Source organism: Nocardia farcinica, from assembly GCF_001182745.1.
Lineage (GTDB): Bacteria > Actinomycetota > Actinomycetes > Mycobacteriales > Mycobacteriaceae > Nocardia > Nocardia farcinica.
In genome coordinates, this window is the sequence record NZ_LN868939.1 from 2,356,532 (window position 1) to 2,371,585 (window position 15,054).

At 67.8% G+C, this 15,054-nt stretch carries 16 protein-coding genes; 11 read left to right on the forward strand and 5 right to left on the reverse strand.

The genetic code is table 11. The features are described 5' to 3' along the window. The first annotated feature begins 57 nt into the window (after positions 1-57). A complete protein-coding gene (gene ilvC, locus AMO33_RS27590) occupies positions 58-1,059 on the forward strand; it encodes a ketol-acid reductoisomerase (protein ID WP_170916168.1) in 1,002 nt (333 codons plus the stop codon). Positions 1,060-1,170: 111 nt separating this feature from the next. Beyond that, on the forward strand, positions 1,171-1,824 hold the full coding sequence (locus tag AMO33_RS27595) for a Uma2 family endonuclease (protein WP_060594806.1): 654 nt from the start codon (positions 1,171-1,173) through the stop codon (positions 1,822-1,824). Positions 1,825-1,889: 65 nt separating this feature from the next. On the opposite strand, the gene AMO33_RS27600 is transcribed toward AMO33_RS27595, so the two are convergent. The 4 genes from AMO33_RS27600 to AMO33_RS27615 all read right to left on the reverse strand — a co-directional run bounded on the left by AMO33_RS27600 (position 1,890) and on the right by AMO33_RS27615 (position 4,115). Then, on the reverse strand, positions 1,890-2,198 hold the full coding sequence (locus AMO33_RS27600) for a hypothetical protein (RefSeq protein WP_127516205.1): 309 nt from the start codon (positions 2,196-2,198) through the stop codon (positions 1,890-1,892). Positions 2,199-2,447: 249 nt separating this feature from the next. Then, complete coding sequence (locus tag AMO33_RS27605; protein ID WP_060594807.1) at positions 2,448-3,287, reverse strand: helix-turn-helix domain-containing protein; 840 nt, start codon at positions 3,285-3,287, stop codon at positions 2,448-2,450. Further along, complete coding sequence (locus tag AMO33_RS27610; RefSeq protein WP_060594808.1) at positions 3,284-3,805, reverse strand: DUF6879 family protein; 522 nt, start codon at positions 3,803-3,805, stop codon at positions 3,284-3,286. Before AMO33_RS27610 ends, AMO33_RS27605 begins: the two co-directional genes overlap by 4 nt. Beyond that, a complete protein-coding gene (locus AMO33_RS27615; RefSeq protein WP_060594809.1) occupies positions 3,786-4,115 on the reverse strand; it encodes a hypothetical protein in 330 nt (109 codons plus the stop codon). The genes AMO33_RS27610 and AMO33_RS27615 overlap by 20 nt, the downstream gene beginning before the upstream one ends. 597 nt (positions 4,116-4,712) lie before the next feature. Here AMO33_RS27615 and AMO33_RS27620 point away from each other — a divergent pair. The 7 genes from AMO33_RS27620 (at position 4,713) to AMO33_RS27645 (ending at position 11,282) form a co-directional block, all read left to right on the forward strand. After that, entirely contained in the window at positions 4,713-5,483 is a 771-nt protein-coding gene (locus tag AMO33_RS27620) for an HNH endonuclease (RefSeq protein ID WP_060594810.1), read from the forward strand. Positions 5,484-5,849: 366 nt separating this feature from the next. Beyond that, entirely contained in the window at positions 5,850-6,056 is a 207-nt protein-coding gene (locus AMO33_RS27625; protein WP_011210759.1) for a cold-shock protein, read from the forward strand. A gap of 177 nt (positions 6,057-6,233) precedes the next feature. Beyond that, positions 6,234-6,356 carry a hypothetical protein gene (locus AMO33_RS32740; RefSeq protein ID WP_255266212.1) on the forward strand — a complete coding sequence of 41 codons (123 nt, stop codon included), beginning with the start codon at positions 6,234-6,236 and terminating at the stop codon, positions 6,354-6,356. A gap of 198 nt (positions 6,357-6,554) precedes the next feature. After that, positions 6,555-6,761: a cold-shock protein gene (locus AMO33_RS27630; RefSeq protein ID WP_011210757.1), complete on the forward strand. Its 207-nt coding sequence runs from the start codon at positions 6,555-6,557 to the stop codon at positions 6,759-6,761. A gap of 1,124 nt (positions 6,762-7,885) precedes the next feature. Continuing rightward, a complete protein-coding gene (serA, locus tag AMO33_RS27635) occupies positions 7,886-9,484 on the forward strand; it encodes a phosphoglycerate dehydrogenase (protein ID WP_011210755.1) in 1,599 nt (532 codons plus the stop codon). A 70-nt stretch (positions 9,485-9,554) separates the two neighbouring features. After that, complete coding sequence (locus AMO33_RS27640; RefSeq protein WP_011210754.1) at positions 9,555-10,562, forward strand: 3-isopropylmalate dehydrogenase; 1,008 nt, start codon at positions 9,555-9,557, stop codon at positions 10,560-10,562. Between the two features lie 132 nt (positions 10,563-10,694). After that, positions 10,695-11,282, forward strand: coding sequence for a Uma2 family endonuclease (locus tag AMO33_RS27645; RefSeq protein WP_011210753.1), 588 nt, complete (start codon positions 10,695-10,697; stop codon positions 11,280-11,282). On the opposite strand, the gene AMO33_RS27650 is transcribed toward AMO33_RS27645, so the two are convergent. Continuing rightward, positions 11,248-12,483 carry an MFS transporter gene (locus AMO33_RS27650; RefSeq protein WP_060594811.1) on the reverse strand — a complete coding sequence of 412 codons (1,236 nt, stop codon included), beginning with the start codon at positions 12,481-12,483 and terminating at the stop codon, positions 11,248-11,250. The genes AMO33_RS27645 and AMO33_RS27650 overlap by 35 nt on opposite strands. A gap of 201 nt (positions 12,484-12,684) precedes the next feature. On the opposite strand from AMO33_RS27650, the gene AMO33_RS27655 reads away from it, so the two are divergent. Both AMO33_RS27655 and gltX read left to right on the forward strand, forming a co-directional pair. Further along, positions 12,685-13,458, forward strand: coding sequence for a fumarylacetoacetate hydrolase family protein (locus AMO33_RS27655; protein WP_011210751.1), 774 nt, complete (start codon positions 12,685-12,687; stop codon positions 13,456-13,458). 13 nt (positions 13,459-13,471) lie between these two features. Next, positions 13,472-14,941, forward strand: coding sequence for a glutamate--tRNA ligase (gltX, locus tag AMO33_RS27660; RefSeq protein WP_060594812.1), 1,470 nt, complete (start codon positions 13,472-13,474; stop codon positions 14,939-14,941). Positions 14,942-15,054 lie beyond the last annotated feature (113 nt).

Genomic DNA, 15,054 nt, shown 5'->3' on the forward strand with positions numbered 1-15,054 from the left:
CGGGGCCAGATTTCACAAGCTGTTTCTTCAGAAAGGAAACCACTAGTGGCAGTCGAGATGTTCTATGACGACGACGCCGATCTGTCGATCATCCAGGGCCGTAAGGTCGCGGTGATCGGTTACGGCAGCCAGGGGCACGCGCACTCGCTGAGCCTGCGCGACTCCGGTGTCGAGGTCCGGGTCGGTCTGGCCGAGGGCTCGAAGTCGCGTCCGAAGGCCGAGGAGGCCGGGCTGACCGTCGGCACTCCGGCCGAGGTCTCGGCGTGGGCCGATGTGATCATGCTGCTGGCGCCCGACACCGCGCAGGCGTCGATCTTCACCAACGACATCGAGCCGAACCTGAAGGACGGCGACGCGCTGTTCTTCGGCCACGGCCTCAACATCCACTTCGGCCTGATCAAGCCTCCGGCGAATGTCACCATCGGCATGGTCGCCCCGAAGGGCCCTGGCCACCTGGTGCGTCGTCAGTTCGTCGACGGCAAGGGCGTGCCCGCCCTGATCGCGATCGACCAGGACCCCAAGGGTGAGGGCCAGGCGCTGGCGCTGTCCTACGCCAAGGGCATCGGCGGCACCCGCGCGGGTGTCATCAAGACCACCTTCAAGGAAGAGACCGAGACCGACCTGTTCGGTGAGCAGGCCGTGCTGTGCGGTGGCACCGAGGAACTGGTCAAGACCGGTTTCGAGGTCATGGTCGAGGCCGGCTACGCCCCGGAGATGGCCTACTTCGAGGTGCTGCACGAGCTCAAGCTGATCGTGGACCTGATGTACGAGGGCGGCATCGCCCGGATGAACTACTCGGTCTCCGACACCGCCGAATTCGGTGGCTACCTGTCGGGCCCGCGCGTCATCGACGCCGGCACCAAGGAGCGGATGAAGGAGATCCTGAAGGACATCCAGGACGGCACCTTCGTCAAGCGTCTGGTCGCCAACGTCGAGGGCGGCAACAAGGAGCTCGAGGGTCTGCGCAAGCAGAACGCCGAGCACCCGATCGAGGTCACCGGCGCCAAGCTGCGCGGTCTGATGAGCTGGGTCGACCGGCCCATCACCGAAACCGCCTGATCCGTATCGCGCAGAAGGGCCGTCCGCACCCCGCGGGCGGCCCTTCGCGCGTCGTGGGACCGGCGGTCGAATGCGGCGCACCGCCCCGATCCGACTGCCTACGATGGCGCCATGCCCGCGTCCTTCACCGAGCGACCGGACCTCCCCGAATTCATGACCTGGGAGGACCTCGAGCAACTGCCTGACGAAATCGCCGATCAGATCGAGCTGTGGGACGGGCGGGTCGTCTGGGTGCGTCGTGGACCGAGCGAACACCAGCGATTCACCGTGCGCATCCGGAACGCACTCGAACGCTGCGCACGCGCGAGCATGACCACGCGCCCCGAAACCTGCTGGCAGGTGGACGTGGAGACCAACGTCTTCCTCGGCAGCACCGGTAAATCCGACTTCCTCACCCCCGACTTCCTGGTGTTCCGCTGCCTCGACTCCCCCTTTCAGGACGTGCGGGCGGCGGACACGCTCATGGTCGGTGAAGTGCTCTCGCCGTCGAACACCCAGTCCGACATGGAGGCCAAGAAAGGGCGGTACGCGAGTGCGGGTATCCCGTGGTACTGGGAGGTGACCATCGCGCACGACGAGAGCAGGATCGCCGTTGTCCGCTCCTACGCGTTGGAAACCGGGCACGGCCGCCTGCCCGATGGAGTGCGGCCGCTGCGGCCCGCCAACTATCTGCTCGCCGGCGAATGGACGCCCCACGATCAGGACGGCGTGCACATCGACTTCCCGTTTCCCATCGACATCCCCTGGGCCGAGCTCGCCTATTGATCGGTCGGCCCCCGACCACCGAACGGCCCGACACCTGTGGGTGCCGGGCCGTTGCGGGTGCGGGTTCAGCTGCTGCCGAACAACCCCCGCGGCTTGTTGTCGTGCCAGAACCGCCACAGCGGGTCGTCCCAGTGGCGGTTCTTGCGGCAGTCGTCCCAGCGGCCGGGGGAGTGGTTCCAGTCGTCCCAGAAACCCGGCTCGTCGCAGTCGAAGCGGTCACGATGATCGTGCCGCACCTCGGTCACCCCGGGCACCTCCGGCTGCGCCGAGGCGGGCACCGCCACCGCGGCCAACGGAATCACGGCGAGCGCACCGGCCGCGGCCACCCGCGCCACCAGCCTGCGTCTCGTCTCGGAACGCGTCGTCGAATACACCTTCAAATCCTTTCGATCGCCGGCGGGCACCACGCCCGCCTTCCCCCGACGGAGGATCCGCTCACCCACGGCGAACGGGTCATGATCGTCCGTGCCCCCACACCGCGAGCCCCGACACCCCACGCTGTGATCCGCACCCCCTAACTCTCGCGCACTCGCGCCCCGAAATCACCGGTCGGAGCGGGATTCGAGTGATTTTTCAGCACCAAGTAGGAGTCCGGTCAGGGGAAACCCTGAGGAGGGCGGCTGTCACCCCGAAGTCCGCTGTTCCTGACAGCGACGGATGAGCTCCCGGGCCCGCTGCCCGGTCACCGACTGACCGGCGAGAAGATCGAAGGCCCGCCCATACACCGCGACCTCCTGCGGACGGCTGATCGTCAGTTCGGCAGCGGTGCCCTCGACCATGACGAGCCGATCGTCGAACATCACGAAGTTCGTCGAGACGACGAGCGCCTCCGCCTCGGCGGGCACGATGCCGATCGTCACCCGCGGCATACCGAGCAGCGCGACGAGCCGGTCGAGCTGCCCGGCCATCACCGCGTCGTCACCGACTGTCGTGCGCAGTGCTTGCTCAGCGACGACGAAATGAAACCGATGGTCACGCTGATAGAGGACCCGCTGCCGCTCCATCCGCTTCGCGACGGCATCGTCCAGATCGTCGGGCACCCGGTGGAACTCCATCCCCCGCCGCAACTTGGCCGCCGCGTACTCCGCAGTTTGCAGCAGGCCGGGGACGATCTGCGGCTGATAGTCCCGGATGATGGAAGCCGATGCTTCCAGCTGAAGCGACTTCTCTTGCCGCCGTTTCAGCCCGGTTCCGAGGATCTTGCGCCACTCCAGATAGGCGACTTCGATGTCGTGCAGTGTGGCGAGCAGGTCGGGTAGCTCATCCTCGGCGTGACAGTACGTGCAGTACGCGCGGATATCGGCATCGGAGGGTTTGATCCGTGCGAACTCGATCTTGGAGACCTTGGACTCGTGCCAGCCCGCCAGCCGGGCCAGTGCGCGGTTGGTGAGTCCCGCTGAGCGACGCAGCTCTCGAAGCCGTGCTCCCAGAGCTGATCTCGCGTCGTGGACAGTGTTCGTCACCGCGTGGCGTACTCCCGATACGGAATCGCGATCTTCCACAGGCGATCGCGTACTTCACGGCAATATCCGGCGATGCGCGGATCGGTCGTCATCGCCAAGCCGGTCGGCCTTCCGGACTCGCTCGTCAGGTTGTAAACGACTCTCCGATCATCCAGCAGCCACCAGTCGTCCGGCGGTACGTCGCCGGCTCGATGACGGGGCACGTACCGAATATCCTCACCCGCAGCGGTATTCGTATCGGTGACCGAGAGCAACCATCGGTGGTAATCGGAGCGCGGCTCGGTGACCACCCGAACCCGGCGCACGGCGACGCCCCGCCCGGTTGTTTCCCGGATCAGGTCGTTCCATCGAAGCTTGTGCTCGTCGGGCAGTGCAGACTCACCGGCCAGGAACCGCCGGAAGCGCTCGGACTCGGACGGAACCGCATAGGAATCGCGAACCTCCAGGTGGAAGGCGTCGGCTTCACACTCGCGAAGGAGAGCGGCCCAGTCCGGCGGTTCATGCGGAAGGTAGAGCACCGTAGTACGTCCTCCTGATCTTCGGCACCTCGATCGCCGCCTCGTTGGCCGCGAGGTCCAGCTGCGCGAGTGTCTCGGCCTCGGTCACCGGACGTCCAGTCACGGTGAACGTACCGCGCCCGGAGTCGGTGAGCCTCGACCCGATGTACGTGTCCGGTTCGGCAAAGCCGGGCAGCAGGTGTGGGATCTCGATCGTCGCCACCTCTCCCGTCTCCCAGCCCTGCACGAGATAGGTCCCGTTGTCGGTGGCGTAGAGCGTCGGGCAACCGCCGACGTCCGACCCGCCCTTCCCGAGGAACCGCAGTCGCATCGCCTTCCCCCTCTGTCGTGAGCATGAGTGTTCTCAACAGCGTTGATCATGCATTACTGCGCGCGGTGGGTCAGCCCGATCGCGATTCTTGGGCACACTTGTGCTCACTCCTGGTGATCGGGCAGAGGGGTCCATACCGTGCTGATCAGTGATCCGCACGAACGGGGCTGGTCGGTCCGGGTCCCCCGGTGTGACCGCCGCGCGAGTGCCCACCGGCCGAGGCTGAGGAAGGGAACGATGCGCCGGTACTACGTCAAAGTTCATTGCTGTGGCCCGGAGTGGCTCGTCCATGTGCCTGCCGTGGACCGCTGGACCGTCACGGGCGACAAGCGGGCAATCGAGGCGACGGCTCGGAGTCTGATTGCCGACGTCACCCGGACTTCCGCCGGAGAATTCGATGTGGACCTTGTTGCGTGCAGAGCACTCGGGTCTGCCGGAGAGTTCGCGTCGACCGGCTCGCTACGACGCTGGGTGGCTCCGGAGTCCGGCATGCGCGGGTAGACCTCGCAGGTGCGGCGGTGCGCGGATTCGTGCAGGAAAGAGCGAATCCCGGTTCGACGGACACTCGCGTCGTGGGCGTGGCGGTAATCTGCTGGCGTGCCCGCCGATCCACCGTGGACCCGTGACGAGCTGATTCTGGCGTGTGACCTGACGATGGCGAACGGCTGGCGTGAGGTCAGGGCGAAGGACGAGCGGGCTGCGGAACTGTCCAGCCTGTTGCGGCGTATGCCGATTCATCCGCGCGAGCGGCGGAGCGAGCGATTCCGCAGCGTCGACAGCGTGTCGCGGAAGACGACGGACTTCATGACGATCCACCCGGACTACCGGGGGAAGCCGACGAAAGGCGGTGGGCTGACCAAGGAGGTGCTCGGCGACTTCCTCGCTTCGCCGGAGTCGATGCACCAGGCCGCCGAGACGATCCGTGCTCTGCTCGAGGACATGCCCGCCACGCCGCCGACCGAATCGCTCGGTTTCGACGTCGCCTTCATCGATTCGGTGGAGATCCGGGAGGGGACGCTGCTGGCGGCGAATCATTATCGTCGTGAGCGGAATCCGAAGTTGCGGAAGGCGAAGCTGGCGGAATTTCGCCGGGTGCATTCCCGGGTTTTCTGTGAGGTCTGTGGCTTCGACTTCGAAGCGGTGTACGGGGAGCGCGGGGCGGGCTATATCGAATGCCATCACATTGTGCCGCTGCATGTTTCGGGGGAGACCGTGACGAAGCTGTCGGACCTGGTGCTGCTGTGCTCGAACTGTCACCGGATGATTCACCACGGGTCGCGGTGGTTGAGTCCGGAAGAGTTGCGCGAGGTTGTTCAGGTGTCCGGACAGCCGGCCGGACCCGGGGGCGGCGAGCGGGTGGAGTTCTGAGGTTCCGATTCGATTACGAAAACCCTGGTGGGGCCCGGTCTGAGGGCAGGTGCGACCACTTCGGCGGGCTGTTTTGACGGCGCATGCCCGCACTTGCGGGGGTGGCGAACGGGGGTGATTCCGCTCATGGCGAACAGTGAAAATTCTATGTCCCACAATATTCTTCGATGCGCCGTCGAATAGCGCGCTGACCTGGTGACATGGGTCGGTGAACACCGGTGGCCGTAGAGTGTCGGCGCCGTCGGGAGGGTCGATTGGCTCACAACTACCCCCTGTGGAGGTGGAGGAATCCCGCGATCCGTGGCAGGGTGGATCTACGAGACCGGTGCATCGCAGTTTCCCCGGCTCGTCAACAGAAAGTATGAAATGGCTCAAGGCATTGTGAAGTGGTTCAACAGCGAGAAGGGCTTCGGCTTCATCGCTCAGGACGGCGGCGGTCCCGACGTCTTCGTGCACTACTCGGCGGTCAGCGGTTCCGGTTTCCGGTCGCTGGACGAGGGGCAGCGCGTGGAGTTCGAGATCGGCCAGGGGCAGAAGGGTCCGCAGGCCCAGGATGTCCGCGTCGTCGCCTGATACGTCGACTTGGTAGAAGCTCCGCACCGGATGGTGCGGGGCTTCTCGCGTTTTCGGGGGCATCCGGTCTTGGTGAATCGGGCATGGGCCGGCCGGTTCGAGGCCACCTCGTGGCCCGGACGCCGGCCGGGGCGGTGGCGGAGTCGATCGCCCTTGCGGAGCGGGATCGGGACGACCGTGACGCATCTCGTCGACGAGGCGGGCGCGCAGAAGGTGGCGGACCGCCGCCGCGCCGCCGTCCACACTGAGCACGGCGCGGCCCGTATGCCGTGCACGGCGCGGCCGGTCGCGGTGCGGTAGGCCCGGTCGTGCGGGCGATGCCGCCTACCCAGAGCGAGTTGTCCTCGCTCTGATTCGGGCTCGCGGCGAACCCGTCGAGCGAGATGGTGGACGGCGGCACGCCGGCGTCCGGTATGACCGCGGCGTGACGTGGACGAACTGCGCCGGGTCGCAGTAAGATTCGTCGGTTCTGCGCGTTCGACAGAAGGTTCGAGACGTATGGTTCAGGGCACGGTGTTGTGGTTCGACAGCAAGAAGGGCTTCGGCTTCATCGCCCAGGACGGCGGTGGCGCCGACGTGTTCGTCGACTACCTGGAGCTCGTCGGTGGTGGATTCCGCTCGTTGCACGAAGGGCAGCGGGTGCGGTTCGACCTACGCCAGAGCAAGTCCGGCCCCGAGGCCGTCGGGGTGCACGTCATCGGCTGACCGCTGCTGCCGAACGGATATTCGTGGTGTGATCCACCGCTTTCCTGATGGGTTTCCCTGTCTCGAAGTGCGGTGATATGTGAATTTTGCCGCGTACGCGGCCACGGAATTGTTGACATCAATTCTCAGGGCTTGCCGAGCACGGTTCAGCACGGTAAAGGCAGGCCCGAGATAGTGTGCTGATCAGTTGCCCTGGCTATGTATGCACTGGTGATAGCTGTTTGCCGAGGTAGCTGATGCCCGATAATCGGCGAGACCTATTACCCCGGCATGCGAAAAGTAGTCTGTGTCACAATTTCCGCAATTTCCGTAACCGGGTCGTCGCGGCCGTCGATGTGCCCTGTGTCAGCCAGTTCGACTGGGACGTTTTCGACGAAAAGGAATTCATATGATCCCCGTTATCATCGACACCGGTAGTGCTGCTCTGAACGGTCTCTTCGACACCCTCGGCGCCGCCCTGCACGGTCTCGTGGACACCCTGTGGACGGGATCGTTCGGCGGCTGATCACGCTGAGGCGTTGAACAAGGCCCCGCACCGGTCGGTGCGGGGGCCTTTCTGTATCTGTGCGGGGCCTTTCGGTATCTGCGGAGCTGCGGCATCTCGCGCACCCGCGGATCTGCGGCAGGGAAATGAGTTGCCGAATCGTAGCCGACATCAGCTCTTTGCACGTCGGAGCGCGCCCGAGGCGTTGCTAGCCTCCCGGTTGGAAGTTGGCTCACATCCGAGAACCCGGGTCGTCCGGCCGTTGCGGCGGTGGCCCGGTCCCTTCCGGTCGCACCCCGGCCGGTCCGAAGGAAGAGGAGTTCCCATGATTCCGATCATCATCGAAACCGGCAGCGCGGTGCTGGACGGCGTGCTCGACATCGTCGGCAGCATCCTCGACGGTCTCGGCGCAATGCTCGGCTCGTCCGAGTGAGGCGTTCGATCGGGTAGTGGCGGGCCCCGCACCGGTTTTCCGGGGCGGGGCCCGTTTCGGTGTCCTGGTTGCCCGATTCGCCGCGTATTCACTGGCGATCGCACCCACTGACGGCACCCGCCCACCGGGTGGCGGCACCCGCGCGAAGCTGGACCATTAAGCTGGGGCGCGGTAATTGCCGACCCCTTTCTCCAGGAGTACCCCACAGTGAGCCAAGCAGGCCGTCCTGTTGTTCTGATCGCCGACAAGCTCGCCCAGTCGACCGTCGACGCGCTCGGTGACGGTGTCGAGGTTCGCTGGGTCGACGGCCCCGACCGGCCGGCCCTGCTGGCGGCGGTCCCCGAGGCCGACGCGCTGCTCGTGCGCTCGGCCACCACCGTCGACGCGGAGGTGCTCGAGGCGGGCAAGAACCTCAAGATCGTCGCCCGCGCCGGTGTCGGCCTCGACAACGTCGACGTGCCCGCGGCCACCGAGCGCGGCGTCATGGTCGTCAACGCGCCGACCTCCAACATCCACACCGCCGCCGAGCACGCGGTCACCCTGCTGCTCGCCGCGGCCCGCCAGATCCCGGCCGCCGACGCCACCCTGCGCGAGCACACCTGGCAGCGCAGCAAGTTCAACGGCGTCGAGATCTACGGCAAGACCGTCGGCGTGGTCGGCCTCGGCCGCATCGGCCAGCTGTTCGCCGCGCGCCTGGCCGCCTTCGAGACCAAGATCATCGCCTACGACCCCTACGTCTCCCCGGCCCGCGCCGCCCAGCTCGGCATCGAGCTGGTCACGCTGGACGAGCTGCTGGGCCGCGCCGACCTCATCTCGGTGCACCTGCCCAAGACCCCGGAGACCAAGGGCCTGCTCAGCAAGGAGAAGCTGGCGCTCACCAAGAAGGGCGTCATCATCGTCAACGCCGCGCGCGGTGGCCTGATCGACGAGCAGGCGCTGGCCGACGCGATCACCTCCGGCCACGTGCGGGCCGCGGGCATCGACGTCTTCGAGACCGAGCCCTGCACCGACAGCCCGCTGTTCGAGCTGCCGCAGGTCGTGGTCACCCCGCACCTGGGCGCCTCCACCACCGAGGCGCAGGACCGCGCGGGCACCGATGTCGCCAAGTCGGTGCTGCTGGCGCTGGCCGGTGAGTTCGTGCCGGGCGCGGTGAACGTCACCGGCGGCGCGGTCAGCGACGAGGTCGCCCCCTGGCTCGAGATTGTCCGCAAGCAGGGCGCCCTGGTGGGTGCGCTGTCGGACGAGCTCCCGGTCAGCGTCGAGGTGCAGGTGCGCGGCGAACTCGCCGCCGAGGACGTGGCGGTGCTGGAGCTCTCGGCGTTGCGCGGCATCTTCTCCGCGCTGGTCGAGGACCAGGTCACCTTCGTCAACGCGCCCGCGCTGGCGAAGGAGCGCGGCATCAGCGTCGAGGTCACCACCGCCTCCGAGAGCCCCAGCCACCGCAGTGTCGTCGACCTGCGCGCGGTGTTCGGCGACGGCCGCACCCTGAACGTTGCGGGCACGCTCACCGAGCCGCAGCAGGTGCAGAAGATCGTCAACATCAACGGGCGCAACTACGACATGCGCGCCGAGGGCCTGAACCTGGCCGTGCTGAACTACGACGACCGCCCCGGCGCGCTCGGCAAGATCGGCACCCGCCTCGGCGAGGCCGACATCGACATCCTGGCCGCCCAGCTGAGCCAGGACATCGACAAGGAAGGCGCCACCGTCATCCTGCGTGTCAACAAGCCGGTTCCGGCCGACGTGCAGACCGCGATCGCCGAGGCCGTTGGCGCGGCCAAGATCGCCCTGGTCGACCTGTTCTGATCGAAACGACGTCGCCGCGCGCCGCCACCGCACCCCGGTGGCGGCGCGTGGGGCATGACGAGGAGTTGTCATGAAGCTTGCGGTCATCCCCGGTGACGGCATCGGTCCCGAGGTCATCGCCGAGGCGCTGAAGGTGCTCGACGTGGTCGTGCCCGGCGTCGAGAAGACCGAATACGACCTGGGCGCCAAGCGCTATCACGCGACCGGCGAGATCCTGCCCGACTCGGTGCTGCCGGAACTGCGCGAGCACGACGCGATCCTGCTCGGGGCGATCGGTGACCCGTCGGTGCCCAGCGGCGTGCTCGAGCGCGGCCTGCTGCTGCGCACCCGTTTCGAGCTCGACCACCACGTGAACCTGCGGCCGTCGAGGCTGTTCACCGGCGTGCGGAGCCCGCTGGCCGGTGCACCCGACATCGATTTCGTCGTGGTGCGCGAGGGCACCGAGGGCCCCTACACCGGCACCGGCGGCGCGATCCGGGTACGGACGCCGCACGAGGTCGCCACCGAGGTCAGCACCAACACCCGCTTCGGCATCGAACGGGTCGTGCGCTACGCCTTCGCCAAGGCGCAGGCCAGGCGCAAGCACCTCACGCTGGTGCACAAGACCAATGTGCTGACCTTCGCCGGGTCGCTGTGGCAGCGCACCGTCGACGAGGTGGGCGCGGAGTTCCCCGAGGTCACGGTCGCCTACCAACACATCGACGCCGCCACCATCCACATGGTCACCGACCCGGGCCGCTTCGACGTGATCGTCACCGACAACCTGTTCGGCGACATCATCACCGACCTCGCGGCCGCGGTGAGCGGCGGCATCGGCCTGGCGGCCAGCGGCAACATCGACGCCTCCGGCACCAACCCGAGCATGTTCGAGCCGGTGCACGGCAGCGCGCCCGACATCGCGGGCCAGTCGAAGGCCGACCCGACCGCCGCCATCCTGTCGGTCTCGCTGCTGCTGAACCACCTCGGCGACACCGAGGCCGCCGCGCGGATCGACGCCGCGGTCGCCAAGGACCTGGCCGCCCGCTCGGGCACCGCCTCCACCGTCGAGATCGGCGACCGGATCGCCGCGGCGGTCTGAACCGGTCATGACACGGGCCCCGCATCCGCACCGGATGCGGGGCCCGTCCTGTCTCGTTCGGGCGGCGCCCAGGTGGGTATCCCGAACGCACGGTATCGCCGAAGGTTCGGCGCGATACGGCAGGAGGATCTGGTGAGTGGACGGCGGACGGGACGCGGTCCGTACACGATCGGCGACCTGCACGCGCTGCCCGAGCACGGCAAGGGCTACGAACTCGAGGACGGCTGGTTGGTCGAAGTGCACCGCGGTGCCCGGCACAACCACGTGGTGCAGCGGATGGCCCGGCTGCTCGATCGCAGTGCCGATCTGGCCGTGCACGTCTGCCTCGGCGGCGGATGGGAGGTCGGAACGCCCGGCGGGGTGCGCAAGCCCGACATCGTGGTGGTGCCGCGCGAGGTGATCCGCGCCGCCATCGTCGCCGACCCACCGCGCGTCATCCCCGGCACCCAGGTGCGGCTGGCGGTGGAGGTGATCGCGCCGGGCAGCGCGAGCGAGCGCACCGACCGGGTGCGCAAGGTCCGCGAGTACGCGGCGGTCGGCATCCCGGAATACTGGATCGTGGAACATCATCCGCAGGTGCGCATCCACCGGCTGGTGCTCGCGGACGGCATGTACCGGGCGAGCGCGGTGGTGGAATCCGGTTCGGTGCTGACCGCGGATATCGGCTCGGACAACGGCTTTCGCGTCAGCGTGGATCCCGGCGACCTGCTCGAGGTCTGACGCCTGCGGCGGAGCCGTTCTCGCGGTGGGCTTTCGGGTCGGCGGGTACCAGGGGAACCGCCATCGCGGCGACGGCCGCGGTGACCAGGTAGGCCGCCGGGAACCCGCCGACGGTGACGAGCGCGCCGAACACCGGGGGGATGGCGGCCATCGCCAGATTCTGGCCGGTGTTCTGCATGCCCAGCCCGCGTCCGCTCCAGTACGGCCCGGCGATCTCGGCGACGGCGGTGAAGGCCAATCCGTTGTCCGACACGGTGATCACCGAGGCGGCGAACAGCAATCCGATCGCGAGCCACCACCACTGCGTCCACGCCGTCACGCCGAGCCCGGCCATGCACAGCGCCGCCGCCACCGCGATCTGACGCAGCGGTCGCAACCTGCTGCCCACCCGATCCGACCATGCGCCCGCGCCGATCCGGCCCAGTGCGCCGAGGATCTGGGTGGCGGTGACCACCGCGCCCGCCACCGGCAGCGACCAGCCGATGTCGCGGTGCAGCCACAGCAGCGCGAAGGTCCACACCACGCCCTGCGGGACGGCCAGCAGCACCGAGACACCGTGGATGCGCCACAGCGTGGCATCTCCGCGATAGGGGTTGTCCCGGTCGGCGGCAGCACCTTTCGGCCGCGGCGGGTCGATGATGGCGACCAGGCAGGCCAGCGCCGCGACGCCCGCCATCACCGCGGGGACCAGCACGGCCGCGGCGACGCCGTGGTGTTCGGCCACCGGCGGGATCGTCAACGCGGCGATGCCGACACCGAGCGGCTGCGCGGTCTGCCGGATGCCCATCGCCAGCCCGCGCCGCTGCGGCGGGAACCAGCCGACGATCACCCGGCCGCTGGCGCCGTTGGTGCTCGCCGCGCCGACGCCGCCGACGAACAACAGTGCGCCCAAGGCGAAGTCGTGCGTGGTGACGGCCGCGGCGGCGCCCGCGACGAACATCACCAGGGGACCGGCCACCAGCACCTTGCGCTCCCCGATGCGATCCACGACATAGCCCCAGGCGATCAAGGTGCAGACCAGCCCGACCGTGGGCATCGCCACGAGGACGCCCGCCGTCGGCAGCGCCATGCCGCGATTCGTCAGCGCGGGCAGCAGGAAGGGCGTGCCGTGGACGAACACGGCGCTGGCGGACTGGGCGAAGACGCCGAGCGCGAGCATGGACCACCGGCGGACGGCGCTGATCTGCGTCACGGTGGTCATCGGCCTCACCTCGGGATCTCGAATCTCAATATGTAAGATGGACTTCTCATCCAGTGAACTGCGAAACTCACCGTACACCCGCGGGGTGGTGCGGCGCACGCCCGGGCGGCGAGGTGCCGCGGGCGAGGAATCTCACATCGCCCGCGCCCGCGCGTACGGGCGCGCATCGCGGCGACCAGCGGCTTCCGTAGACTCCCCACCATGCGTCTAGGTCGAGTTGCCAGTCCCGAAGGGGTCGCGTTCGTCAGCATCGAGGGGGAGGGTGCCGACGCCGTCACCAAGGAGATCGCCGAGCATCCGTTCGGTACGCCGACGTTCACCGGGCGCAGCTGGCCGCTGGCCGACGTGCGCCTGCTCGCGCCGATCCTGGCCAGCAAGGTCGTCTGCGTGGGCAAGAACTACGCGGCGCACGCGGCCGAGATGGGCGGCGAGGCGCCCGAGCAGCCGGTGATCTTCATCAAACCCAACACCGCCATCGTCGGCCCGCACGCGCCGATCATCGTGCCGCCCAGCTCCCAGCAGGTGGACTACGAGGGCGAACTGGCGGTCGTGATCGGCCGTCCGTGCAAGGACGTGTCCGCCGCCCGCGCGCGCGAGGTCATCCTGGGCTACACCGTCGCCAACGACGTGACCGCCCGCGATCAGCAGCGCCAGGACGGTCAGTGGACCAGGGCCAAGGGCTACGACACCTTCTGCCCGCTCGGTCCGTGGATCGAAACCGCCCTGGACCCCGCGGATCTGGAGATCCGCACCGAGCTCGACGGCGAGGTGCGCCAGCGCAGCCGCACCTCGCTGCTGCTGCACGACATTCCGAAGCTCATCGAATGGGTGAGCACGGTCATGACGCTGCTGCCCGGCGACGTGATCCTCACCGGAACACCCGAGGGCGTCGGTCCGATGCAGGTCGGACAGCAGGTGTCGGTCACCGTCGAGGGAATCGGCACCCTGACCAATCCCGTTGCCGCCAAACGCTGATCGAGAGAGAGTCATGACAGAAGTACGGGTCCGTTTCTGCCCGTCGCCGACCGGGACGCCGCACGTCGGCCTGATCCGCACCGCCCTGTTCAACTGGGCCTACGCCCGCCACACCGGCGGCACCTTCGTCTTCCGCATCGAAGACACCGACGCCGCACGCGATTCCGAGGAGTCCTACCACGCGATCCTCGACGCGCTGCGCTGGCTCGGGCTCACCTGGGACGAGGGGCCCGAGGTCGGCGGCCCCTACGGTCCCTACCGCCAATCGCAGCGGCGGGAACTGTATCTGGACGTGGTGCGGCGGCTGCTGGAGGCCGGCGAGGCCTACGAATCGTTCTCCACCCCGGAGGAGGTCGAGGCCCGCCATCGTGCCGCGGGCCGCGATCCGAAGCTCGGCTACGACAATTACGACCGCGATCTCACCCCCGAGGCGATCGAGGCCTACCGGGCCGCGGGCCGGCCCGCCGTGGTGCGCCTGCGGATGCCCGACGAGGACCTCACGTGGACCGACCTGGTGCGCGGTGAGACCACCTTCAAGGCGGGCACGGTGCCCGACTTCGCGCTCACCCGCGGTAATGGTGATCCGCTCTACACGCTGGTCAACCCGGTCGACGACGCCTCGATGAAGATCACCCACGTACTGCGCGGCGAGGATCTGCTCTCCTCCACGCCGCGGCAGCTCGCGCTCTACGCGGCATTGCGCCGGATCGGGGTGGCCGACTTCACCCCGGAGTTCGGTCACCTGCCATTCGTGATGGGGCAGGGCAACAAGAAGTTGTCCAAGCGCGATCCGGAGTCCAACCTGTTCGCTCACCGCGACCGCGGATTCATCCCGGAAGGTTTGCTGAATTACCTCGCATTGCTCGGCTGGAGTCTCGCCGATGACCGCGACGTGTTCTCCATGTCCGAGATGGTGGCGGCGTTCGACATTTCGAAAGTGAATTCGAATCCCGCCCGATTCGACCAGAAGAAGGCCGACGCGCTCAACGCCGAGCACATCCGATTGCTCGAACCGGGTGATTTCGCCCACCGCTTGCGGCAGTTCCTCACCGAACACGGCCACATCGGCGCGGACGTGGACGAGAAAGTGTTCGCCGCGGCCGCCGAATTGGTGCAGACGCGCATCGTGGTGCTCGGCGACGCCTGGGATCTGCTGCGATTCCTGTTCGCGCCGGCCGACGAATTCACCGTCGACGAGGCCGCGGCCGCCAAGAACCTCGGCGCCGACGCCGTGCCGGTGCTCGAGGCCGCCATCGCCGCGCTGGAGCCGCTGCCCGGGTGGACCACCCCCGTCATCGAGGACGCCCTCAAAACGTCGCTGATCGACGATCTGGGGCTCAAACCACGCAAGGCCTTCGCGCCGGTGCGGGTGGCGGTCACCGGCTCGCACATCAGCCCGCCGCTGTACGAGTCGCTGGAGCTGCTCGGGCGCGAGCTCACCCTGGCGCGGCTGCGCTCCGGGCTCGAGTGGGCGCGGCAGTAGTCGAAAGCGGCCCAAAACAGGGCCTTGACCAGGCGATTTGTAGTTTACCCGCCGAGGTTTGGTAATCTCTTCCTCGGCCGGAAACGCGGCCCCGAGTCAGCCGGACCCGGGGC

Excerpts from the sequence above, each read along its gene's own strand:
- ilvC (WP_170916168.1), top strand. The coding sequence starts at position 58 with ATGTTCTATGACGACGACGCCGATCTGTCGATCATCCAGGGCCGTAAG.
- AMO33_RS27595 (WP_060594806.1), top strand. The coding sequence starts at position 1,171 with ATGCCCGCGTCCTTCACCGAGCGACCGGACCTCCCCGAATTCATGACC.
- AMO33_RS27615 (WP_060594809.1), bottom strand. The coding sequence starts at position 4,115 with ATGCGACTGCGGTTCCTCGGGAAGGGCGGGTCGGACGTCGGCGGTTGC.
- AMO33_RS27625 (WP_011210759.1), top strand. The coding sequence starts at position 5,850 with ATGGCTCAAGGCATTGTGAAGTGGTTCAACAGCGAGAAGGGCTTCGGC.
- AMO33_RS27630 (WP_011210757.1), top strand. The coding sequence starts at position 6,555 with ATGGTTCAGGGCACGGTGTTGTGGTTCGACAGCAAGAAGGGCTTCGGC.
- AMO33_RS27640 (WP_011210754.1), top strand. The coding sequence starts at position 9,555 with ATGAAGCTTGCGGTCATCCCCGGTGACGGCATCGGTCCCGAGGTCATC.
- AMO33_RS27650 (WP_060594811.1), bottom strand. The coding sequence starts at position 12,483 with ATGACCACCGTGACGCAGATCAGCGCCGTCCGCCGGTGGTCCATGCTC.
- AMO33_RS27655 (WP_011210751.1), top strand. The coding sequence starts at position 12,685 with ATGCGTCTAGGTCGAGTTGCCAGTCCCGAAGGGGTCGCGTTCGTCAGC.
- gltX (WP_060594812.1), top strand. The coding sequence starts at position 13,472 with ATGACAGAAGTACGGGTCCGTTTCTGCCCGTCGCCGACCGGGACGCCG.